A 24,502-nucleotide genomic window follows, 5' to 3' on the forward strand; every position below is an offset into this window, starting at 1 on the left:
ATTTACCCATAAAAAGGGAGCCATTTGGCTCCCTCATATCATCAACCTCAACTCGGGTTAATCAACTATAACCCTTAAAATCGATATTCATAAGTAGAGAAAGCAGTACCTTGAGTATCATCGTCTAGCACTTCGAATTCAGAATTAGATACACTGCCACCTAACGTTAACATGCCATTAAACATTGGCAAACGATATGACAGCTCAAGCATCATGAGATCTTCTTTTAAAGGTTGCGGTGCCCATTCATTATTAGTATTAGCACCATCTTTATTCAGTTGAGCATAGCGAATAATAGAAGTAAAACCATGACTATTATCGAATTGACCAATTAAACCAAGTGCATAAACATTGGCATCACTATCATAGGTACTGCCAAAAGCACGACCATAGTAACGTGAGCCGCTTTGGTATGTTGAATGCTCGTAAAAACAGTTAAATTGATCTTTGTCTTCACCGCAATACACCATAGTATCGGTGTACTCGATAAATAACTTATATTGTTGTTTGGCAATACTAAAACGGGTATCTGCACCTACCATTTTACCGCAATCAACAATTTGCCATGGATCGCCTTTTGAATCTTCGCAGGTACGTTCTAGATACAAGCCCACAGGCACATTAAACCATGTATCAGCATATCTAACATCGAAGCCCGCCATCTGATTGCCATAGTTTGAACAGCCTACTTCATCAACATTATCTGCTCTACAGTCTCGCTGACCAGTAATTGATTTAATTGCGGTATTAAAGCTACATTCTTGCCCTTCACCACAAAACTGCGTTGTCCAAGACAACCCTATCTCTAACTGCTTGAATGGTTTAATAGCACCACGAAGGTTCCATAACAGTGTATGAGGAGCATAACGCTCTTCTTCTGTCATACTAATGCCACCTGTTAAACTCCAATCACCAACCCATGACAACCAAGGCGTTTCAAACGCTTGTGAATTATTGCGGCTGATCATTAAAGATGGCATTGGTCGGGCATTGTTTGATTTATGCAGAGAAGAGTCAAACCCTGGTCCCCACCATTGCCCCACACTCCCGGCTGTCACAACCCAATTCCCAAGTACCATTGCGACATATGAATCATCTAAGCGAATTTCTTTGTCGTCAGATGGATCATAGTTTGCTGAGGCTGAAATTTTATAAGAAAAACGCTCACCTGTGTATTCATGTGAACCTTGTAGCTCACCTTTTTCACGATAGTCTGAACCAAAATGCTGGAAACGTGCCGCATCTGTTGCCGCTGCCACCTTTATACTGGTGTTACCACGATTACCAACGGCATTTTGGTAGTAAAAATTAACTCGTGCAAAAGCATCCACTAAATCAGGTGTGAGTAATGCAGGCTCAGCTTGAGCTAAATCAGCTCCAATACCTGACCACATCAATGGAAAAGTATTAATAGGGCCGCTAATCACTCCCGCATCCGCTAAAGCTTGAATATCTGCTCGTAAATAAATATCTGAAGTGTCAACCCATGGCGCGGCTTGAACACTGCTACAGATCATCATTGCACTAAAACCTAGTGCCGTGGCTACCTTAGTTAACCAACTAAATCCATTTGTCATGAAATTACTTTACCTTTTTATTAGCTTGATTTTGCGCTACTTTTTTCTTTAATGCAGCGGCTACCTGTGGGTGAACAAATTGACTTACATCTCCTCCATGTAAAGCAACTTCTTTCACCAGTGTAGAAGAAATAAATGAATTCTCTTCCGCAGGTGTCAAAAAAACACTCTCAAGATCAGGACTTAAACGCCGATTCATGTTTGCCAGCTGAAATTCATATTCAAAATCGGATACTGCCCGCAATCCGCGCACGAGTACACTCGCATGCTGTTCTTTGGCGAAATCAACCAGCAGGCCAGTAAAACCGACGACTTCAACATTGTCTAAATGTGCAGTCACCAAATTAACTTGAGCGACTCGCTCTTCAAGAGAGAACAGAGGTTGCTTAGAAGGGTTTGATGCGATGCCAATAATCACGTGTTTGAATAAGCGTGCTGCACGTTCGATTAAATCGGCATGACCGTTTGTCACAGGGTCAAAGGTACCTGGATAAATTGCTCTTCTGTGCATAATATATCGCCTTTACATCATCTTTATAGTCGTTAGTTTAGCTACTTCTATCACCAGAATAAATCATCATCTGGTTTAAACATTGGGTAATGTTACATGCCTACATTACTATTTTTGTATTTTCGGAAGTGGTGGCAGTTGTTGTTTATATTTCAATAAATCAAACTCGAATTTCACTTTTTGCCAAATACGCAGTAAATGATGACGCTCAGCGTTATTACGTCTACCTTGTCGATTAATATCACTGTCTAAATCGGTTCCAATGACTGGAAAAGGCCTGACTACAAAACACCGCAACTGTTTTTCGTACCAGTACTGAATATCAATATCCACTGGACGAGTAATAGGATATGCCGTCGCCAATAATTTTTGTGCTCCAGCCAATGACACACATTGGCCACGAGTAGAAGCCGGCAATTTTAAACACGTCGATAAGCTAAAGCGATCATCAAGCATTATCGATTTAACAATACCTTTTTGCTTACGCCCATGACACAGCTTGATGTAATCCCAATCAGCAGAAAGATTATTGATATGTTGTAGCACATTTATTAGTGTGGGATCTAAAACGGAATCATCTTCAAGAATTAAGGCGTAATCTAACTGTTGTTCAACAATCATTTGCCAACATTGGACATGGCTGAGGTAACAGCCAATTTCGCCAAGATTGAGCTTTTTATCATACTTTTGGAGGTTTTTTTGTGGATCATACACTTTAGCAATATCGGCATCGCATAACTCTTTACCATAAACGGCAGAGATACGCTGGTATTCAATACCTAACTGTTTTAGCTGCTCATCCATGAACGTAAATCGTTCAGTGCTACTATCTAAATTAATGAGAAAAACTTTAAAATTCATATATTACTAACCTAAACACCTATTTCCAGTCATGTGTAACTATTGAGACTTAATCTTAGAATATTCAGCTCTATTAATAATCTACCGAATAAAATGCTCGAAGCTATAGTTAGGTTACTTTTGTTAGTGACATTTTATTTAATCCATTGAATAAATCAAAAACAGCTTATAATTATCACAATCACTGCTTCACACATCACGACGAACATCCGTTTCACCACTTTTAACAGCGAGAGGTTCAAGAGTATATCACTAATAATCTCGCTTTAGCTTGTTGTCAAAAAAGTTCTTATTAATCACCAGGTGGCTAAACAAGAATAATCTTCATTTGTTGACCCTTGATACAATTCCTAATGCAAAACGGTGAACAAACAGTCTTGAGTTGATATACTCAGTGGCAACTCTTACGCCAATTATCATGCTAGTTGAAAAATAGTTAAACGTCACAATACAATGAGCCCCATCATCCGATGGAATTGAGTTAATATTTTATCTTTCAGACAATCATATGAAAAAAATCTTAGTCATTAAACACGATAAAATTGGTGATTTTGTGCTGACATGGCCTGCATTCTATCTATTAAAAAAAGCCATGCCAGATGCAATCATTGACGTATTTGTTGCCAAGGTGATTACACCTTTTGCTGAAGCATGTCCCTATATTGATAATGCCATTGCAGATTCTGGTGATGACACCGCCATCGCAGAGCATATTGCCCAACAACATTACGATGCGGTGATTGTGGCTCATTCTGAAATGAGAATGTATAAGATCTTAAAAAATATCGACATTCCATATAAGCTAGTGCCCAAACATAATTGGTATCAATATCTTTACAAGCACCGTGCAAGCACCGATTATAAGAAAGGTGAAGGTTGCTGGCGTGGCAGTTGTATGTTGATTGAGTATTTTTTATCGCACCATGGTTATCCGATCCCGAGTTTACCTAAGCAATATTGGGATATGAGTGAGCACAAGCCTAAGTGGCAACAATATTATGGCCAACAAGCAGATGAAAAACTGATTTTTATTCATCCCGGTACAGGAGGTTCATCTGGCAGTGTTGCTGAAGCGGATCTGGCCAAGATGATTAGTCATATCAATCGTCTTACAAAGAGCGATTGTCATTTTGTATTAACATATAATGGTGATGAACTGATTTTAGCCAAAAATATTCAAGCATTACTGGCAGACCAGCCTATTCGTGTTTCATTAGCGAAACCATTAGACAGTTTACGCGATTTTGCAGAATCGTTAGTGGCAGCAGACATGTTTATTGCCGGTTCAACAGGCCCATTGCACATTGCTGGTTTACACAATGTTCCGACGGTAGGTTTTTATGCCGGTAGACGCTCAGCACCACATATAAGATGGCAAACGTTAACCGAATCGAGTAAGCGGCTCACTTATACGCCACCCATTGGCAAGAAAACGGGCCGTAATATGTCTCTAATCGATTTTGATCAAGTGTCCCAAGAAATTGCAGACTTTTTAAATAAGTCATCTTAAGTGCAATGGATTCAGCCAGCTCATCTAGAGCACAATTATTGGAAGTAATATTATGATAGTGGTTACAGGCGCAGCAGGGTTTATTGGTAGTAATTTAGTTAAACAACTTAATGCCATGGGGCGAAATGACATTATCGCCGTAGACGATTTAACTGACGGCACCCAGATGTTCAATTTGGCCGACTGTGAAATTGCCGATTATCTCGATAAAGATGATTTCATCAGGCAAATCCAAGCGGGCGATTTTGATAACAAACTTGAAGTGATTTTCCATCAAGGCGCTTGCTCATCGACTACCGAGTGGGATGGCAAGTTTATGATGGCCAATAACTATGAGTATTCAAAAACATTATTGCATTTCAGCCAAGCCAATAACTGCCAATTTATTTATGCTTCTTCTGCATCTGTTTACGGTGGCAGCGAAAAATTTATTGAGCAACGTGAACTTGAAAAGCCACTGAATGTCTACGCTTATTCTAAGTTCTTATTTGATCAATATGTAAGACAGCAAAAACTCACCGGCCAAGTGGCTGGGTTACGGTATTTCAACGTCTATGGTCCACGCGAACAACATAAAGGCGGCATGGCCAGTGTGGCTTTCCACTTTAATAACCAAATGAACGCCAATGGTGTGTGTCGTTTGTTTGAAGGTGTTGATGGTTATGAAAATGGTCAGCAACTTCGTGACTTTGTGTTTGTTGAAGATGTGGTTAAAGTCAATTTATGGCTATGGCAGAACCCATCCGTATCGGGAATATATAACTGCGGTACTGGTCAAGCACAAAGCTTCAATGATGTTGCCAATGCTGTCATTGCGTATCATGGTAAAGGGCACATTGAGTACATTCCTTTCCCTGAGAAGCTTAAAGGTGCTTATCAGAGTTATACTCAAGCAGACTTGACCCAATTAAGAACTGCTGGTTATCAAGCTGAGTTTAAAACGGTTGAACAAGCTGTACCAGAATATTTAGATTGGATTAAAAACCAACACTTTATTGGTCAATAATGACCCAAAACGATCAGCCCAATTTTACTTTACTTGGATACAATGATGAAGAAAGCTATTTTCACTCTTGCAATTGGTGATGAAAATCCGATGTACCGCGCTGCATTACTCAGCTTTGAGCAATATGCACAGAAAGTCGGAGCGGATCTTATTGTATCTAAAGAATTTCATTACCCGATCACCATTAAAGATCCTCAACATACTGCCAGCCCAGCATGGACAGAAAAACTGTACATTAAAGAGCTCCTTAAACAATATGACCGGGTGTTATATGTCGATGCTGACATTATCATCCAGCCAGATGCGGAGAATATCTTTGAGGTTTATGATGATGTCAACACGGTTTATTTATTTAATGAGGGCGAACACTTAGAACGTCAAAATGTGATTGATAAAATAACCGCGATTATGGGGCCTCTCGATAATTGGCCTGTCGTCAACAATCGTCCAGTTTACTACAACCTTGGTTGCATGCTTATTTCAAAGCAAAGCCAATTGTTTGATATCGCTAAACTTGAAGACCTTCAGCTACTATGCAACCACATCAAGTATTATGAACAAACATATGTAAACTACTTGCTGCACCGTGACGGCTTAGCACATCAGAATATTTTCGCCTAAATTTAATCGCATGGATTTTATGGGGCCAGAAAATTATCGCGATGCCAGTTTTATTCACTATGCGGGGCGAGGCTACAGTAATTCATCACTTAAGCGTGAAGTGAGATTTGTAAATGACTTTTGCGAACTGTTCAAAGGTCATATTGATGACAAGGTATTAGCTGATATAAAACAAAGTGGCTGGGACCTCTTTATCAACAAGGTCCAGCAACGCTACAAATTGCCTAAGCCTATAATCAATGCGATAGCCAAGCGCTTCGTGACGATTTAACCAAACGTTATTTACCGTATATCTAGCTAAATAAGTATTAAGATTTAACGTATTTAGCAGCAAAGCATTTAGTGAAAAGGCTTAATTATTCATGTTGAAATACAAAGTGTTTGTTATTAATTTGGCCCGCTCGCAAGAAAGGCTAGCACAAATTGCAGCACAACTCGCTGAGGTCAATATTCCATTCGAACGCATTGATGCTGTTGAAGGAAAGCAGCTATCAGCAGATGAGATTGAAGCGGTATCACCTGCACGTTTAGCCAAACAGCATTATTATCGAGATCTCAGCAAGGGTGAAATCGGCTGCAGCTTAAGCCATAAAAGAGCTTGGCAAAAAATTATCGATGACGATTTAGACTTAGCCTTTGTATTTGAAGACGATATTCATCTTGAAGCTAACTTTGCCGACACAATTAATATGATCCTCAATCTACCCACCATGAATTGGGACTTTATCAAACTGTATCCATTGACTCGAAAAAGCCGCAAGAATATTCAGTCGTCGATGCAATATGGCGAGTTTGAATTTGTAACCTATAAAAAATTTCCACTAGGGGCAATGGCCCAAGCCATTAGTCGCCGAGGTGCAGAGTCGTTGATTAGCCATATGCCTTATATTGTCCAGCCAGTTGATGGTCATTTAAAGTCTTGGTGGAGTCTAGGAATAACGCCTTTTGGCTTGCTCCCTTACTGTATTTCTGTCGACATAGAAGGTCCGTCAGATATTAATCCAGACGGGAATTTAGAACGAGCACCTCAACGTCGTGTCACTAAGTTAATGCTAAACTGGAGCCGAGCTTTGATGCGTTTTATCGCAACGCCTCAGCTGGAAAAACAATTTCGTCAATTCACTCAAGCGTTAAAAAAGGATTAATGTGTCTTCATTAATAAGCCACACACAATTACAGAGTGCACAGCGTATTTTGTATATGACACACTTAGCCATTGGTGATTTTGTTTACCAAAGTGTTTGGTTAAAAGCACTTAAAGCAAAATATCCGCATTTGGTTATTGATGTGTGGTTTGATGATTGTCGCAGTCGTCCGCAATCGTGGGCAACAGGTCGCAATAAAGTGCTCAACGAATGGATAGATGCACTCGGCATTATCGACAATACTTATCCAATTGTTGGCAACCTTGCCCAAAGACAAGGCTATATCAGTCAGGCCAAAGAGCTCAATTATGATTTAATCGTATTTATTGGTAAAAATCGCAGTGAGCAATTTGCAAAAATAGCCCGAAAAATATCATCTTCAGCTTATATAGTAGCCTCAAAAAGTAAACCATTGAATAACCCGATTGCAAAATGGCTATATTTCAAGAATATAGATGCACACTTCAGTTACGATGACATAGCCAAGCACAGTGAGCATATTACCGATTTATACTCACAATGTTTTGAGCGAGCATTGGGTCTTACTTGTGATGATTTAGTCGATGGTAAAAAACAATTGGCCTTTAATGTTGATGCGATTTATCAACAACAAGCCCGCACACTTATCGAAAAATTAACCACTAATGATAACAATAAGCTCATAGTTTTTGTCAATCATTTATCCACAGCCGATAAGCGTGATTATCCTTTTGCTCAACTTAAAAAGGTAATTTTAACGTTAGAAAAGAAATACCAAAACCTGGTATACATTTTCAACTGTCCGCCCGATAAATTGAATGAAGTAACCACCCAAGTTGCTGAAGATAGCGACTTAAACTGCTTAGCCGTAACCACCTTTACTGCCAAGCAAAACTTCTTCCAATTACCAGCCTTAATTGCTGAAAGCGATATTGTTATAAGTGCCGAAACGGCAACGGCTCACCTTGCAGTATGCATGGGTAAACCACAAGTGACCATAATGTCGAATGATTTAACCCTGTGGCAGCCTAAAGGCGACTGCATTATTTTAACGGGTAGCGGTCAAGCTAAATCGATTACGCCTCAGCAAATCGTAGATGCATTTACCCAACAACTGAATCAACATTTTAGTGGAACAAGCAAATTAGATAAGCGCCCATAAACAGAAGATAATAAAAAAGGCCAATAAGGCCTTTTTTATGGGTACTGACAAACACGACGATTAGCTACGTCAATTCAGTTACTGGCAGCAAATCCAATAAACTTTCGGTTGAATAAGGTGCAACCTTATTTAAATACTCACCGTTGAGTACCTTTTCATACATACCTTGATACTGCTGGGCCATCACATCAGCATTAAACACATCTCTTGCCACTTGATGACACACTTTACGGTCAAAACGATCAAGGTGCTTCAACGCATCAACCATTTCATTATAATCTGTTGTCAGCAGCCCCATTTCAGGTTGGGTGATAATCTCTGGTAATGAGCCAAATGGTGTACCAATAACCGGAGTACCTAAAAATAAACTTTCGGTAATCGCTAAACCAAAGGGTTCATGCCATCTAACTGGAAATAGTAGCGCCTTTGATTGTCTGATAATCGTAAACTTCTCATTGCCACCAACCATGCCTTTAAAGTCGATATTTATATCAAAGTTAAGGTAGCCTTTTTTACCAAGCTCAAATCGTTTGCCGCCTAAGACAGCTAATTTTTCACCTGCTTTTTTAGCAATTTTAGCAGCGCCAGTTAGATTTTTATGACGAACCGTCGCTTTACCCAAAAAGTGCACATAATTACTGTTGGATTCAAGACTAGGCTGACCATACTCAGACCAGTCAAGACCATTGTAAACATAGCAGTCGCTGTGATGATTATTGGCATGACGCTGGGAAATAAATATGGTGTTACGAGCGTATTGTTTGGCTTCATCAGCATTAGCATGTTCGGTACACACAAACGGCTTATCTAATTCGCCAGTAAAAGCACAATGAAAATGCACCACATCAGGCCAATCGGTAATCTGTTGATTAAATGTCTTTCGTTTATCGTAAAACAGCGTTCCTTCAGGCCTAACATCATGGGGACGCATCAAAAACTTTACTTCGTGCCCTTGCTGCTTTTGTGCAGTGGCCAGAGACCATACCACCCGTTCAGTACCGCCAAACTTAAACGCCGGAAACGGTCCTCGGCAAAGTAGTACATGTAAGATTTTCATTTAACCTTTCCGTATTGAATGTGCCACTGAACAAAATAATTGATAATATTTCACCATAAATTAGCAACTGAAAATATTTATTGATCTGTGCAAAGTAATTTAAACGCCGAAATAACCTCATCAACCTCTATCATCGCCATTAAATGCTCACCTTTGGCTCGCGTTCCCCATTTTACATCACCTTCAACCTGTTGCTTTATGACTTGGTCATAAACCGACACGGTATAATCTCGATAAAAATAAGGCCCCGTTCGTCCTGGATTTGAATGAGCATACAAGCCAATAACCGGTGTTCCTTGAGTGACGGCCATATGCAAAGGCCCGGTGTCAGGTGCGAGCACTAGCTTGGCTTGTTTTAACACTGCAAGTAGCTGAGTCAAAGATGTCTTGCCTACTTGATTATCTAATGGTTGCTGGCTATGGGATTGAATCACATCGGCTAAGGTTTTTTCTAACACGGTTGGACCGCCGCACAACATTACCCGATAACCTTGATCAACAGCATAATCAGCCACTGCAGCGTAACGCTCTGGTAGCCAATTGCGTTCAGCTTTACTGGCCGCAGCACAAATCACTAATACCTTATCATCACCCACTAATTGTTTGGCAAAGTCAGTATCGGCTTGTGGTACGGGAATGTTCCAGCTTGGCGTTAAATCTTCTACACCAATGGCTTTAGCAAAGCCCATAAAGCCATCTAATACATGGGGCGTCGCCAAGGGTTCTACAGCATTATTTGTCACCAGCCACTGACCCTCTTTGGCTCTAGCCTTATCAAATCCTACTCGCACTCGTGCGTTAATCATTAATGAGGCTATGGTTGCACGAAGTGCTACTTGCATATGCAGCAACACATCAAAATGTTGACCTTGTAAATCACGGCGCAACTGAACATAGCTACGCCAGCCTTTAGACTTATCGAAAATAACAAATTGAATGCCAGGTAAATGCTTGAGTAATTGATATTCAACCTTACCAATCACCCAAGTAATATTAAGGTTTGGATATTGTTTTTGAATAGCCTGCACCATCGCCACCGCATGGCAAACATCACCAATGGCAGACAAACGCAGTAAACATAATGAACCTATCGAACTAAAGTCAGCTTTCATTGATAATCCAATATGTTTGAGTGAAGAATAAGGCGATTAAGGCAAGTTAGTGATCTTAAGGTATAATGTTATTTCGATCCACAATCTAACCAATGCTATTGATAATTAGATGCAAATAAAAACCACTCAACTTGGCCATGTCGCATGGTGTGAAACCACTGCCCAGCAATTAGCACCACAAGATTTTGCGGTCGATGGTTGGCGGGACAACAATGCCGTTGTGGGTCAGTCTAAGGGCCGTTACACCACATGGTTTGTCAAAACTGCTAACTCGGACTCATCGCAAACATGGGTGTTACGTCATTATTGGCGAGGTGGGATGATGGAAAAATTCAGCCGAGATGCCTATCTCTATACAGGCCTAAAACGAACTCGCGCGGTGGCTGAATTAACGATACTCGAAACCTTGTATCAAGAAGGGTTTGCCGTTCCTCGTCCCATAGCAGCTAACGTTGAACGATTTGGTTTATGGTATCGTGCCGACATTATTATTGAACATGTTGCAGGTGCAAATGATTTAGTAGCTTACTTAAGCCATAACTCAATGACTGAGTCACAATGGTATTTATTAGGCGAAACCATTGCCAAATTCCATCAACGTGGGGTATATCACGCCGATTTAAATGCAAAAAACATCTTACTTGCGCACGGACAATTCTATTTAATTGACTTTGATAGAGGTGAGTTACGTACGCCACACCCTACATGGCAGCAAGCCAATTTAGATCGTTTGCTACGTTCGCTTAAAAAGGAACACGCTAAACTGACTACGCTGCAATTTAGTCAACAGCATTGGCAGCAATTACTTGCCGGTTACCAAAGCGTAAACCCAATCTAAGGCGAACTTTTGTATTGAGGGGTTATAAAAATAGACGCTAATCTGCGTCTATTTTTAGATAGCTGGCAGCAAAATGTTAAACAATAAGCTTATTAATCAGTGTGAATTGCTTTAATAATGCACCACGATTTTGTTCAACCACAGCCAGAGCCGCTGTAGATGCTGATTGGTACATATTGTTATCGGTAAACTTATTCTGTAATTCTTGCGCTAATTCATCTGCAGAACTAATACAGGTTAATGCACCCGCATCAGCAAGTAATTGTGTGATTTCAGCAAAGTCCCAATGATTGGGACCAACATACACAGGCAGCCCCATCGCGGCAGGTTCAAGTGGATTATGACCACCATTATTAATTAATGTGCCGCCAATAAATGCCTGATCTGCAGCGCCATATAACATCACTAGCTCTCCCATAGTATCGCCAAGCAATACTTGAGTATTCGCAGTCACCTCATCATTCATACTGCGCCTAGCTAACGTCAACCCTGACTGGGTGACGGTAATAGCGGCTAAATTAAATTGCTCTGGGTGTCGTGGTGCCATAATTAATAATGCATCAGGAAAAAGACTTAATAGTTGCTTATGGGCGGTCAAAATCGCCTCAAACTCACCGGGATGAACACTACCCGCAACCCAAATAGGAGAGTTAACGCGATGCCACTCTGCACGAAGTGCTATTGCGTGCTGTTTCTTTATAGGGTCAATAGTAAGATCGAACTTTACACTACCACACACATGTATACGTTGAGCTTCCACACCTAAATCAATAAACCGTTCTGCTTCACGCTGAGTTTGTACAGTAATCAAGTTGAGCTTGTTTAGCATTGGCACAGCCAAACGACGTTTTTTAGCGTATTTATTTGCTGACTTTTGTGACAAGCGCGCATTAGCCAAAATCAATGTCACTTGTTGTCGCGCGGCAAAGTAGACTAAATTTGGCCACAATTCAGTCTCCATAATAATGCACACTTTAGGCTGTATTTGACGTAAAAAGCCTTTGATCGCATAAGAGAAATCAAATGGTAGATAGCAATGTTGCACCGTATCGCCAAATGCTTTAAGCACTTCAGCAGACCCTGTTGGGCTGGTTGTTGTAACCGTAAATGTATCATCAGGGTGTGCAGTCATAAGTTGCTTAATCAACGGAATAGCCGCTAGCGTTTCTCCCATAGAAACACAGTGTATCAACACATCTGTTGGCATTAACTTGGTAAAACCAAAGCGTTCAGACCAACGATGACGATAGTCGACACTTTTTATCGCCCGAAATGCTAGATAGAGGATAACCAGCGGAAACATTAAATATAGAAAGAAAGAATAAACAATACGGTTCATGTAAGAAGAGTCATCGATTTTTGCTTGTCAGATAAGCACAATGTTAACATACTCGTATTAAGTCAGCTTAAGGAATTATTTGAGCGACAATAAGTCAATAATGAATATGGAAATCACATGAAAACCCGAGATAAAATCATTTTTGCCAGCTTAGAGCTATTCAATGAACGTGGTGAACGAAATATTACCACTAACCATATTGCAGCACATTTAGGCATTAGTCCGGGTAATTTGTATTATCACTTTCGTAATAAAGAAGACATAATCAACTCCATTTTCAGCCTATATGAAAGTCATTTAGAATCAGGCTTTAATCCTTATGATGATGTCCCGATCACCATTGAATTATTAATGGGTTACTTTGATGCCATGTTCTATACCTTATGGCAGTTTAGATTTATGTATTCCAATCTAGCAGATATTTTAAGCCGTGATGATGCGCTAAAAACTCGCTACTTACATGCTCAACAACAAGTTCTTAACCGTTCAAGCAATATTTTACGCAAACTAAAAAAAGACGGTTTTCTTGATGTAAATGACAATAAAGTCACTGCGCTTGCTGACACTATTAAAATGATGGTCAGCTTTTGGATTAGCTATCAATTAACTCAATCAAGCACATCAACGATTACTAAAGCCACCTTATATGATGGTTTATTAAGAATATTAATGATTTTTCAGGCTTATGAGACTCCTACGTCAAGCGAAACATTCTCCCGTTTAGAACAACATTATTTAGACATAGCCAGTAAAGAACGTCATCTAGCTGAGTAAGTAAATGCTGCCAATACTGTTAATTGCGCTCAAGTAACACATTTTTAAACTCGCTAATAACCCACTACTATTGAATCGGTTATTAGCGGATTTTTTTAGGGTTTCCTCTCACAGCTCAAATCCAGCTACCGACTATGTTAACGATTAGTTTTTATTATGTGAATAAGCCAATAGCCCTAAACTAATTCATGTTGGTCTGACGACTTAAAAAAACGCTGTAGAGCAGCAAAAATAAAGGTTAGAATGCCAACAACTCCAAAGCACCCTGTCACTTATAGCGGTGTTTTACTGCGTGATTTGGATAAGCATAATAACCATATTTAGGAGAACACCGGTGGCATCTACCTCTTTTTACGACAGAATTAACCAGCAAATTACCGATGTAAAAGCCGATGGCTTATACAAAAGTGAGCGAGTCATAGCTTCAGCTCAACAAACTGCCATTCAGGTTAACAGTGAAGAAGTGATTAACTTTTGTGCTAATAACTACTTAGGTTTAGCCAATCATCCTGAACTTATTAAAGCAGCAAAAGCCGGTTTAGATAGTCACGGTTTTGGTATGGCATCAGTACGATTCATCTGTGGTACTCAAGACATTCATAAGCAATTAGAAGCCAACCTAAGTGAATTTTTAGGCATGGAAGACACCATTTTGTACTCGTCTTGCTTCGATGCTAATGCTGGTTTATTTGAAACCCTATTAGATGCTGAAGATGCTATTGTGTCCGACGCCCTTAACCATGCATCAATCATTGATGGCGTGCGTTTATGTAAAGCTAAGCGTTTCCGTTACGCCAATAACAACATGGCCGACTTAGAAACTCAGCTTATTGCTGCTCAAGCTGCTGGTGCACGTAATATTTTAATCGCCACTGACGGTGTATTTTCAATGGACGGCGTAATAGCCAACCTTAAAGGCGTATGTGACTTAGCGGATAAATACGGTGCATTGGTGATGGTCGATGACTCTCATGCTGTAGGTTTTATCGGGAAAAATGGTCGTGGAACCCACGAATATTGTGACGTGATGGACAGAGTCGATATCATTACTGGTACCCTAGGTAAAGCTTTAGGCGGTGCATCAGGCGGATTTACCGCGGCAAAAAAAGAAGTTGTTGAATGGTTACGACAACGCTCTCGCCCTTACCTATTTTCAAACTCATTAGCACCTTCGATTGTTAGCGCCTCTATCCGTGTGCTTGAAATGCTAAAAACTGGTCAAGACTTACGTGAAGCTGTTTGGGAAAACAGCCGTTATTTCCGTGAACAAATGTCTGCTGTAGGTTTTACCTTAGGCGGTGCAGACCATGCCATTATTCCCGTCATGATTGGTGATGCTAAATTGGCTGGCGATTTTGCCAACCGTTTATTGCAAGAACATATATATGTTGTTGGTTTTTCTTTCCCAGTAGTACCTAAAGGCCAAGCGCGTATTCGTACCCAAATGTCGGCGGCACATACTCGCGAACAACTTGATCATGCTATTGATGCCTTTACTCGTATTGGTAAAGAAATGGGCATTATCTAATCTATCTTAGGTTCATTGAACCATAAATAAATTAAGCATCGCGTAGCTATAGCTCAAGTTAAAGCTAGCTCAGACTAAAAATAGGTCATCAACATGAAAGCATTAAGTAAGTTAAAGCCCGAAGAAGGCATCTGGATGGTCGATGCACCAAAACCAGAAATGGGTCATAACGATCTGTTAATTAAAATTCGTAAAACAGCTATTTGTGGTACTGACGTCCATATTTATAACTGGGATGAATGGTCACAAAAAACCATTCCTGTTCCTATGATTGCGGGTCATGAATATGTCGGCGAAGTCGTCGACCTTGGCCAAGAAGTTCGTGGTTTCAGCGTTGGAGATCGCGTTTCAGGTGAAGGTCATATCACCTGCGGTCATTGTCGTAACTGTCGTGCAGGCCGAACTCACTTGTGCCGTAACACTTCTGGTGTTGGTGTAAACCGTGATGGTGCTTTTGCAGAATACCTAGTAATACCCGCTTTTAACGCTTTCAAGATCCCTGCTGATATTCCAGATGACCTAGCAGCAATATTTGATCCATTCGGTAACGCTGTACATACCGCATTATCGTTTGATTTAGTCGGCGAAGATGTATTGATTACCGGCGCAGGTCCAATTGGTATTATGGCTGCAGCAGTATGTAAACATGTCGGTGCTCGTCATGTTGTCATTACTGATGTTAATGAGTATAGACTTGATCTTGCCCGTAAAATGGGGGCAACCCGCGCTGTTAATGTCGCAACAGAAAACCTGAAAGATGTCATGAAAGAGCTTGGCATGACAGAAGGCTTCGACGTAGGTTTAGAAATGTCAGGCGTGCCTTCGGCATTCCACGCCATGTTAGATACCATGAACCACGGCGGTAAAATTGCGATGTTAGGTATTCCTGGCGGTGAAATGGCCATTGACTGGAGTAAAATCATTTTTAAAGGTTTAATCATCAAAGGTATTTATGGCCGTGAGATGTTCGAAACCTGGTATAAAATGGCGAGCTTAATCCAATCGGGTCTAGATTTGTCTCCTATCATTACTCATCATTTTAGTATTGATGAATTCCAGCAAGGTTTTGATGCTATGCGCTCAGGTCAATCTGGAAAGGTCATCTTAAACTGGGATTAATCATTAAGATCTAGCTTATGCACACCAACAAGGGGTTGTATTTATACAACCCCTTGTTGCAAACTGGCGTTTAGCCAATCGCTATTAGAACACTTTTATAGGTAATATCATGTCTGGTTTTAAACATCTGTCTATTAATGAGCTTATCCATATGTCCAGCGAATCAAGCGATATACAAATTGTCGATATTCGTGATGCCGCCAGTTTTGCTGCAGGTCATATTGAGCACGCTGTTAACTTGAATAATGAAAACTTAGCCCACTTTATTGCTGATGCCGATATGGATAAACCGCTTGTTGTGGTGTGTTATCACGGCATGAGCAGTCAAAGTGCAGCTAGCTACTTAAATGAACAAGGCTTTGATGACATCTACAGTCTCGATGGTGGTTATAGTGCCTGGAGCTTAGCTAACTCATGATAGAAATTGGCCAACTACCTAATGCACGCGCTGCACAAGCATTTATTGATTACCTCAAAGGATTAAATATTCAATGTCATGCCGTGACTCATGCTCAAGGTGTTAGCCTAGTCATTGTTAACCCAACCGATGAAAGCCAAGCTAGAGCCGAGTTAATTGAGTTTGCTAAAGACCCATATCATCATAAGTATTTACAGGCATCTTGGGATAACGGTGCGACAGATGCTAAGTTTGACTATGGTCCTGGAACCAAGGGGTTATTTCAACAATTTATGACAGGAGCAGGCCCACTTACATTGATGTGCTTTTTTGCTTGTGTTGCCGTTTTCGCAGGTATGAACCTAGGTTTTGCCGATGCCATCTACAGTAAATTATCTTTTTTTAGTGCGGTTACAGACAGCGATTTAAACCAAGTATGGCGGGTGTTCACGCCAAGCCTAATGCACTTTTCAGCAATGCATATCATCTTTAATTTACTGTGGTGGTGGTATTTAGGCGGTAAAATTGAGACCAATTTAGGCACTCGCCCCTTGCTATTCTTATTACTCGTCGCTGGCACGATACCTAATATCGTGCAATTTTACATAAGCGGGCCTAATTTTGGCGGGCTATCAGGTGTCGTTTATGCTGTGGTTGGTTACACTTGGTTAATGGGTATTCGAAAACCCAGTTGTGGTATTAATTTACCGCAATCTTACATGGGATTTATGCTCATTTGGCTAGTACTTGGTTTTACCGATGTGCTGGGAATGCCTATTGCAAATGGAGCCCATATTGGCGGGCTTTGTATCGGTCTAGCTCAAGCGTTGTTTGATAGCAGAAAGTCACAACGGGTTAAAAACCACTAATAACATATTCCACTTAGCCGACATCCGATAATGGTGCCACTCTATTTGGCACCATTATTCACCCTCGTTTTGAACACTGACCGACTTATATTTATGATGCTTATAAACTGAACTTAAGCCATTTCAAGTACTTTATTGACTAGTTTTTCAATACCAATATGTGCCTCTAAAATCGATGTCGCTAACATATAAGCTGGCGTGCTCACGATTTTATTCACTTCATCAACAACGATATCTTCTACTTGGGCATTTTTATGCTTACCGCCCATTTCATTAAATGCATGAGCAGTTTCAGCATCAGTCCCAATGGTACCAATGGCTCCTTTGCCATAAATATTAGGGATCATCACAGGTGAAATACACACAAAACCGACAGGTTTATGGGCTAACGCAAAATCACGAATAAAGCTCTCTACAATAGGCTGAATGTCGCAATTGCTACCCGTGGTAGCGAAGTTAGATAAATTTTTAGCGGCACCAAAACCGCCAGGGATCACTAAACCATCAAATTGACTAACATCTAACATACTGGCATTAAGGACTTCACCTCGAGCTATCCGAGCAGACTCAACTAATACATTACGAGTTTCGTCCGTATTGACCTCTCCAGTTAAGTGATTCACCACATGCATTTGGGCAATATCCGGAGCAAAGCATTGATATTGTGCACCCGCCCGCGTTATCGCCAACAAGGTTAATACAGCTTCATGAATCTCAGTTCCATCAAAAACTCCACAGCCACTTAATAAAACAGCAATCTTTTTCATGACATCCACCCTTAACTTTTAATTACTAATGTAAAATTTACAACAAAAAACCAACAAAACGGTTGATCTGATTAAAAATCGTGCTAACTTAGAACGTCGAATTTAGGAGTTGCATGTTTTTTCTCCATAAATCATCACTAAATTCCATTGTGGCTTAACTGACATCAATAAAAAAGTCCACAAATTAGTAATATTTATTAGAATTAATATTCAGCTCACAAAAATAAAAATAAAACATATAATTCAACAGGTTATAATTTTCGTTTCCAGTCGTAAGAAAATCTATCCCGCAACGTTGATTAATTAACTCACAGACTTATCCACAGGCTGAGAGCATATTACTGTGGCTGATTGTTGGCTTTTCTCTATAAAAACACCCACTAAACCTCACTCAATCCATCACTAGTCAGAATTTACAGTAATTAAACACTATCTTGAGTAAATAATTGGCAATCTCACAAGCATCTTGAGGTGCTGTGGGTATAATGTCATTCTATTAGTCTCGCAAAATACTGAATACGAATATTAATTATGCCAATTATTCCTAATAACCCGCTCATCCTTGTTGATGGCTCATCTTATCTTTATCGCGCTTATTATGCGCCGCCTCATTTAACTAATTCAAAAGGTGAAGCAACAGGCGCGGTTTATGGTGTTGTTAATATGCTTCGTAGCTTATTAAGCCGTTATAGTCCTAGTCATATTGCTGTCGTTTTTGATGCGAAAGGCAAAACCTTTCGCAACGATATGTATGGTGAGTACAAAGCCCAGCGCCCACCGATGCCTGATGATTTGCGTACTCAAATAGAACCATTACACAGAATCATTCACGCAATGGGTTTGCCTTTGATCTGCATTTCGGGTGTTGAAGCGGATGATGTGATCGGCACCATCGCCCTTCAAGCGAGTAAAGAAGGCCGTGCGACACTAATCAGTACTGGCGATAAAGACATGGCTCAACTAGTGAATGAGCATGTCACATTAATCAATACTATGACTGACACCATTATGGGCCCTGAAGAGGTCAAAACGAAGTACGGTGTCAGCCCAGATAGAATAATCGACTTTTTAGCACTAATGGGTGATAAATCAGACAATATTCCAGGGTTACCTGGCGTCGGTGAAAAAACCGCATTAGCCATGCTCACCGGCATGGGAAGTGTAGAAAATATCTTAGCGGATCCGCAAAGCGTCATTGATGTCGGCTTTAGAGGCTCAAAAACCATGCCGGCTAAAATTATCGACAACGCCGACATGCTAAAACTGTCTTACAAACTCGCCACCATCAAAACCGATGTTGAATTAGAACAAGATTGGCATGAGCTTAACGTTAAGCCCCAAGATCGAGATGAACTGATTAAATGTTATTCTGAAATGGAGTTCAAACGTTGGTTAGCTGAAGTATTAGATAATAAACAACCTCACGGCACCATCAGTACAGATAGCGATGAAGAGATCACAGTATCACCTATCATTGAAGCTGAATACGAAACAATCCTGACTGTAGAAGCACTCGATAAATGGATTGAAAAACTCAGTAGCGCCGAACTTATTTCTGTTGATACTGAAACCACCAGTCTCAATTACATGGAAGCTGAACTTGTCGGCATATCATTTACAACCGAAGTTGGCAAAGCGGCCTATTTACCGTTAGCGCATGATTACCTAGATGCACCAAAGCAAATTGATAAAGCCATTGCTCTTGAAAAACTGCGCCCGATCCTTGAAAGCGATACTCCACAAAAAGTGGGACAAAACTTAAAATACGATATCAGTATTTTAGCCAACGCAGGTATCACCCTAAAAGGCGTCCGTTTTGATACCATGCTCGAATCCTATGTGTTTAATTCAGTGGCATCACGTCACGATATGGATGGTTTAGCCCTCAAATACCTTGGACACAAAAACATTAGCTTCGAAGATGTTGCTGGCAAAGGCGCAAAACAACTCACTTTCAACCAAGTTCACCTTGATGTCGCCGGACCTTATGCTGCTGAAGATGCCGATATCACTCTGCGTTTACATCAACATCTATGGCCAAGGCTTGAAAAAGAACCAGAGTTAGCCAGTGTATTTAATGAGTTAGAACTACCATTAATTCAAATATTATCCGACGTTGAGCGCCAAGGTGTATTAATCGACTCAATGTTACTGAGCCAACAAAGTGTTGAATTAGCCAAAAAGCTGGATGATCTTGAAAACAAAGCCTATGAAATAGCGGAAGAGAAGTTTAATTTAGCTTCACCTAAACAGTTGCAAACCCTATTTTTTGAAAAACTAGGTTATCCAGTAAAGAAGAAAACCCCAAAAGGGGCACCATCAACATCAGAAGAAGTGTTAGTTGAACTAGCACTAGATTACCCTTTACCTAAAATCATCCTACAACACCGTAGTTTAGCCAAACTAAAAAGCACTTATACCGATAAGCTACCGCTTATGGTCAATGCTACGACGGGTCGAGTTCATACCAGTTACCACCAAGCTAATGCTGCCACCGGGCGTTTATCATCAAGCGATCCAAACTTACAAAATATTCCAATCCGTACTGAAGAAGGTCGCCGTATTCGCCAAGCCTTTATCGCTCCGGCAGGACGTAAGATTTTAGCAGCCGATTACTCACAAATTGAACTGCGGATCATGGCTCATTTGTCTCAAGATGCAGGTTTACTTAAAGCCTTTGCTGAAGGTAAAGACATTCATAAAGCTACTGCAGCTGAAGTCTTTGGGGTACATTTTGAAGAAGTGACTACAGAACAACGTCGTCGCGCCAAAGCAGTTAACTTTGGTTTAATTTATGGTATGTCTGCGTTTGGTTTAGCTAAGCAATTGGATATTCCACGTAACGAAGCGCAAACCTACATAGATACTTATTTTGCACGCTATCCCGGTGTCCTAAAATACATGGAAGAAACTCGAGCCATCGCAGCTGAGTTAGGTTATGTCTCTACATTATTCGGACGACGTTTATACTTACCAGAAATCCGCGATCGTAATGCAATGCGTCGCCAAGCGGCCGAACGAGCGGCAATTAACGCACCAATGCAAGGTACGGCGGCTGACATCATTAAAAAAGCTATGATACTCATTCATCAGTGGATCACCCAAGAGACTCAAGGTGAAATTACAATGATAATGCAGGTACACGATGAATTAGTGTTTGAAGTGGATGAAGCTCAAGCTGAAGCGCTCAAAATCAAAGTGTGCGATTTAATGGCACAAGCGGCATCATTAGACGTAACCCTATTGGCAGAGGCTGGAATTGGCGACAATTGGGATCAAGCCCACTAATCATTGGTTTATGCTACGTTGAATTGACTTAGTGTCAGTCACGAAATCACAAAACACCGTATTCATTGGAATACGGTGTTTTTTTGCGGGTATTTTTTTACCGCGAGAGCCCCTTATACCAATCCTTATTAGAATATGATCTATTTTAGGCTGCGTCACTAGGCCCAGTACAATGAAAATGACTGTAGGTGTAGTCTTCTACATCAAAGTCATTTGAAGCAGTAATGGGGGTTGTGACATAGCCCCGAAGGGCGAATTTATCAGCGTGTTCTTCTTTGTTAGCCTTTCTTAACGTACGACTGCATGGATGCAGGAGGTAGAGCAACGCAGGAGCAGTTGCCGAGAACGACTATGTCTTCAAAAGGCTGCCTCGAATACCTCACTGATAATTTTCGCTAAAAGAGCAAATTCTAATGCGGATTGGTATTAAACATAGCAATCGATAAACAATACGACTCAAATACCACAACATATTTATCGATCGAGTTAACAAATAAGTACCAATTTGTTTCAAATATCACAGTTATTATATCTTTATATGAAAAACAGTTTTTCATTTTAAGGCGTATGAGCTATTATAATTTTCGTAGGGTACAGAGGTTAAGATGTTCAATCTTTCAAACCTTTATTTCACTAGCGATAGTGACTAGCCAAATTCGGCGCCCCAGCAACTTAGGTTGCTGGGGCTTTTTTTTGGTTTTTTTTGACCATTAAAAATATTTAGAGTAAATACTTTAATGTTTAAAAAAAAACGGTTATTATAGGGTTATTGAGAGTCATCAAATTGAGTTGATGACGCTTGAGTCTTGTTGAATTTAGCTTCTCCCCAAAAGAGCTAATTTATTTGTACCGATGGCCGTTTGGTTATCGGTTTTTTTTTGTTTAAAAATCACCACTGCTTATCACAGACGAAAAAAACCGACATAAATGTCGGCTATTAGTGCTTATTAGTAATCTGCTATATCTCCCTAACGGTTATTCTGAGTCTAAAGCTTGCTCAGCCTTCTGTTCTGCTAACCACTCAGGATGGCACCAGTCATTTAAAATGCTCAGCACTTTTGGCTTACCAGTGCCTTTTAGCGACGACAACGTCTCTACTTGCACTTTATCACCAAAATTCGATAAGGCTGCACGCACATCATTAACCGTCTTCATTTTGACGCTTTGAGTCAATTTATCAGATTTCGTTAATAACGCTAAGACAGGAATATTGCTTAATACAGCCCATTCAATCATCTGCATATCGAGATCTTTCAATGGATGACGAATATCCATTAATACTACGACGCCACTTAAACAAGCACGCTTTTGTAAGTATTCACCAAGCGCTTCTTGCCATTTATTTTTTAACGCTAATGGCACTTGTGCAAAACCATAACCCGGCAAATCGACTAGACGACGATCATCATCTAATTCAAAAACGTTGATCAATTGGGTTCGACCTGGTGTTTTACTAGTTCTGGCTAAACTTTTTTGTTCTGTAAGCGCATTTAATGCACTAGACTTACCGGCATTAGAACGCCCTGCGAACGCAATCTCAATCCCGATATCCCCAGGAAGATACTGATCTAAATGCGCAATATCTGGCGCACTAATTAAAAACTTAGCCCTACGGAAATCGATACGAGATTCAGTCACTCTACACTCCAATTAAATTACTTCTAGACAACGCATTACCATAAATTTTTAACAATTGCTTACTTTTGCACATTTTCGTGTAAAATATTAGCTTGATCACATTATATACCCAAGCAACGCTGATATGTGTGATGTCGTTATAAATGATTTTGCTCTATTCGAGCATGACAAACAGCATTAAAGCGCTTGGAAAAACATTTTACCACGCTTGCGGGTCTTCCTAGTAAGCTCAGGACAATAAATTAACTAGAAGTTGGAACGCCATGAAAAAGTTAGCTCTTGCGCTGTCTGTAGTCGCCTTAATGTCATCATCAGTTATGGCTGAAGGTAATGCTGAAGTAGGCAAAACTAAAGCAATCGTATGTTCTGCCTGTCACGGTGTTGACGGCAATAGCATGATTGATATGTATCCTAAATTAGCAGGCCAGCACCCTGAATATCTTGAAAAGCAATTAACAGAATTCAGATTAGCCGCTAAAACCGGCGGCAAAGAGGGTCGTATGGACCCAATCATGATCGGTATGTCTATGGGTCTAAGTGATGAAGACATCGCTGACATATCTGCATTCTTTGCTAGCCAAGTCAAAGTTGTCGCCGATGTTGCTGACGTACCCGCTGCTGGTGAAAGTTTGTATAAAGGCGGTGATGCCGCTCGTGGTATTACCGCATGTGTTGCGTGTCACGGACCTGAAGGTCATGGCGCAGCTGCTGCAGGTTTCCCAGCTGTCGCAGGTCAACACGCTAACTATATCAAAATTCAGCTAAACAAATTCCGTGATGCTAGTCGTCACAATGATTTAAATGGCATGATGCAAGATGTAGCGAAAAAGCTATCTGATGCTGATATAGAAGTATTATCTAAATATATTTCAAGTCTTAATAAATAATAGTACTGAATATTATTTATTAAAGAGTGGGCTTCCGAGCCCATTTCTTTACTTACCAAGTTGACGTTTACGTCAACTTCTTAGGTTTTACTTGACAAGGTTCACACTTTTATCGTTAAATACACCCCGTACCGAGATGAACCCAACTGTTTGGAACATAAATCTAACAACATCAAGCAGATTTCGGACGAATACATTTAAGATATAAGAATAAAGCGAATTAATAACAATAATAATTTGAGACCGCTCACTAATAATAACAAAATGAGTCGATATTTCAGTTTGAAATACTGGTCGTAAAATTTGTAAGGAATAGACCGATTGGTCGACATGCTATTTAGCACTACCTTACACAATAGAGTGACCCTTAGGTGTTATTTGAATGATTCAAATAACAGCAAAACCAACACATTGTTGAGGATGCATCCACAGGAAGTTTTTACCACTCGAAGGTACAATGTAACAAGGATGGTTAACTATTGTCATTGAAGACAATTAAGATATTGATGAGTCATTG

At 40.3% G+C, this 24,502-nt stretch carries 22 protein-coding genes; 14 read left to right on the forward strand and 8 right to left on the reverse strand.

All coding sequences use genetic code 11. The features are described 5' to 3' along the window. Positions 1-74: 74 nt before the first annotated feature. The 3 genes from FH971_RS19800 to FH971_RS19810 all read right to left on the reverse strand — a co-directional run bounded on the left by FH971_RS19800 (position 75) and on the right by FH971_RS19810 (position 2,949). A complete protein-coding gene (locus tag FH971_RS19800; RefSeq protein ID WP_371833652.1) occupies positions 75-1,520 on the reverse strand; it encodes a capsule assembly Wzi family protein in 1,446 nt (481 codons plus the stop codon). 61 nt (positions 1,521-1,581) lie between these two features. Further along, complete coding sequence (gene coaD / locus FH971_RS19805) at positions 1,582-2,088, reverse strand: pantetheine-phosphate adenylyltransferase (RefSeq protein ID WP_140235413.1); 507 nt, start codon at positions 2,086-2,088, stop codon at positions 1,582-1,584. Between the two features lie 108 nt (positions 2,089-2,196). Then, positions 2,197-2,949 carry a glycosyltransferase family 25 protein gene (locus FH971_RS19810; RefSeq protein ID WP_140235414.1) on the reverse strand — a complete coding sequence of 251 codons (753 nt, stop codon included), beginning with the start codon at positions 2,947-2,949 and terminating at the stop codon, positions 2,197-2,199. A gap of 508 nt (positions 2,950-3,457) precedes the next feature. On the opposite strand from FH971_RS19810, the gene FH971_RS19815 reads away from it, so the two are divergent. The 6 genes from FH971_RS19815 (at position 3,458) to FH971_RS19835 (ending at position 8,372) form a co-directional block, all read left to right on the forward strand. After that, complete coding sequence (locus tag FH971_RS19815) at positions 3,458-4,459, forward strand: glycosyltransferase family 9 protein (RefSeq protein WP_140235415.1); 1,002 nt, start codon at positions 3,458-3,460, stop codon at positions 4,457-4,459. A 52-nt stretch (positions 4,460-4,511) separates the two neighbouring features. Beyond that, on the forward strand, positions 4,512-5,465 hold the full coding sequence (rfaD, locus tag FH971_RS19820) for an ADP-glyceromanno-heptose 6-epimerase (RefSeq protein WP_140235416.1): 954 nt from the start codon (positions 4,512-4,514) through the stop codon (positions 5,463-5,465). A gap of 42 nt (positions 5,466-5,507) precedes the next feature. Next, positions 5,508-6,086: a glycosyltransferase gene (locus FH971_RS19825; protein ID WP_240778411.1), complete on the forward strand. Its 579-nt coding sequence runs from the start codon at positions 5,508-5,510 to the stop codon at positions 6,084-6,086. Between the two features lie 19 nt (positions 6,087-6,105). Beyond that, on the forward strand, positions 6,106-6,357 hold the full coding sequence (locus tag FH971_RS20610; RefSeq protein ID WP_240778412.1) for a hypothetical protein: 252 nt from the start codon (positions 6,106-6,108) through the stop codon (positions 6,355-6,357). A 91-nt stretch (positions 6,358-6,448) separates the two neighbouring features. Then, positions 6,449-7,231, forward strand: coding sequence for a glycosyltransferase family 25 protein (locus FH971_RS19830; RefSeq protein WP_140235417.1), 783 nt, complete (start codon positions 6,449-6,451; stop codon positions 7,229-7,231). 1 nt (position 7,232) lies between these two features. Further along, a complete protein-coding gene (locus FH971_RS19835; RefSeq protein ID WP_140235418.1) occupies positions 7,233-8,372 on the forward strand; it encodes a glycosyltransferase family 9 protein in 1,140 nt (379 codons plus the stop codon). A gap of 64 nt (positions 8,373-8,436) precedes the next feature. Here the strand turns inward: FH971_RS19835 and FH971_RS19840 are convergent, their stop codons facing one another. Beyond that, positions 8,437-9,429 (reverse strand): glycosyltransferase family 4 protein, encoded by a 993-nt coding sequence (locus tag FH971_RS19840; protein WP_140235419.1) that lies wholly within the window; start codon positions 9,427-9,429, stop codon positions 8,437-8,439. A 77-nt stretch (positions 9,430-9,506) separates the two neighbouring features. Then, entirely contained in the window at positions 9,507-10,541 is a 1,035-nt protein-coding gene (locus FH971_RS19845) for a glycosyltransferase family 9 protein (RefSeq protein WP_140235420.1), read from the reverse strand. Positions 10,542-10,650: 109 nt separating this feature from the next. Here FH971_RS19845 and FH971_RS19850 point away from each other — a divergent pair, with 109 nt between their 5' ends. Continuing rightward, the gene (locus FH971_RS19850) at positions 10,651-11,379 is read left to right on the forward strand and encodes a 3-deoxy-D-manno-octulosonic acid kinase (RefSeq protein ID WP_140235421.1); all 729 of its coding nucleotides are present in this window, start codon (positions 10,651-10,653) and stop codon (positions 11,377-11,379) included. A gap of 76 nt (positions 11,380-11,455) precedes the next feature. On the opposite strand, the gene waaA is transcribed toward FH971_RS19850, so the two are convergent. Continuing rightward, positions 11,456-12,718, reverse strand: a complete 1,263-nt coding sequence (gene waaA, locus FH971_RS19855) for a lipid IV(A) 3-deoxy-D-manno-octulosonic acid transferase (protein ID WP_140235422.1) — start codon at positions 12,716-12,718, stop codon at positions 11,456-11,458. 117 nt (positions 12,719-12,835) lie between these two features. Here waaA and FH971_RS19860 point away from each other — a divergent pair, with 117 nt between their 5' ends. From FH971_RS19860 to glpG, 5 genes are all read left to right on the forward strand, one after another. Then, the gene (locus FH971_RS19860) at positions 12,836-13,492 is read left to right on the forward strand and encodes a TetR/AcrR family transcriptional regulator (protein ID WP_137224315.1); all 657 of its coding nucleotides are present in this window, start codon (positions 12,836-12,838) and stop codon (positions 13,490-13,492) included. A 334-nt stretch (positions 13,493-13,826) separates the two neighbouring features. Beyond that, on the forward strand, positions 13,827-15,020 hold the full coding sequence (locus FH971_RS19865) for a glycine C-acetyltransferase (protein ID WP_140235423.1): 1,194 nt from the start codon (positions 13,827-13,829) through the stop codon (positions 15,018-15,020). Positions 15,021-15,113: 93 nt separating this feature from the next. Next, the gene (gene tdh / locus FH971_RS19870) at positions 15,114-16,139 is read left to right on the forward strand and encodes an L-threonine 3-dehydrogenase (RefSeq protein ID WP_140235424.1); all 1,026 of its coding nucleotides are present in this window, start codon (positions 15,114-15,116) and stop codon (positions 16,137-16,139) included. A 109-nt stretch (positions 16,140-16,248) separates the two neighbouring features. Further along, entirely contained in the window at positions 16,249-16,557 is a 309-nt protein-coding gene (gene glpE, locus FH971_RS19875; protein ID WP_137224309.1) for a thiosulfate sulfurtransferase GlpE, read from the forward strand. After that, positions 16,554-17,405 (forward strand): rhomboid family intramembrane serine protease GlpG, encoded by an 852-nt coding sequence (glpG, locus tag FH971_RS19880; protein WP_140235425.1) that lies wholly within the window; start codon positions 16,554-16,556, stop codon positions 17,403-17,405. Before glpE ends, glpG begins: the two co-directional genes overlap by 4 nt. 113 nt (positions 17,406-17,518) lie before the next feature. On the opposite strand, the gene elbB is transcribed toward glpG, so the two are convergent. Further along, positions 17,519-18,172, reverse strand: coding sequence for an isoprenoid biosynthesis glyoxalase ElbB (elbB, locus tag FH971_RS19885; RefSeq protein WP_140235426.1), 654 nt, complete (start codon positions 18,170-18,172; stop codon positions 17,519-17,521). A 531-nt stretch (positions 18,173-18,703) separates the two neighbouring features. Between elbB and polA the strand changes: the two genes are divergently transcribed. Then, entirely contained in the window at positions 18,704-21,460 is a 2,757-nt protein-coding gene (gene polA / locus FH971_RS19890) for a DNA polymerase I (RefSeq protein WP_140235427.1), read from the forward strand. A 975-nt stretch (positions 21,461-22,435) separates the two neighbouring features. Here polA and yihA read toward each other — a convergent pair. Next, a complete protein-coding gene (yihA, locus tag FH971_RS19895) occupies positions 22,436-23,098 on the reverse strand; it encodes a ribosome biogenesis GTP-binding protein YihA/YsxC (RefSeq protein WP_140235428.1) in 663 nt (220 codons plus the stop codon). Between the two features lie 263 nt (positions 23,099-23,361). Between yihA and FH971_RS19900 the strand changes: the two genes are divergently transcribed. After that, on the forward strand, positions 23,362-23,985 hold the full coding sequence (locus FH971_RS19900; protein ID WP_137224295.1) for a c-type cytochrome: 624 nt from the start codon (positions 23,362-23,364) through the stop codon (positions 23,983-23,985). The last annotated feature ends 517 nt before the right edge of the window (positions 23,986-24,502 follow it).

It is taken from the genome of Shewanella polaris, assembly GCF_006385555.1.
Classification (GTDB): Bacteria; Pseudomonadota; Gammaproteobacteria; order Enterobacterales; family Shewanellaceae; genus Shewanella; species Shewanella polaris.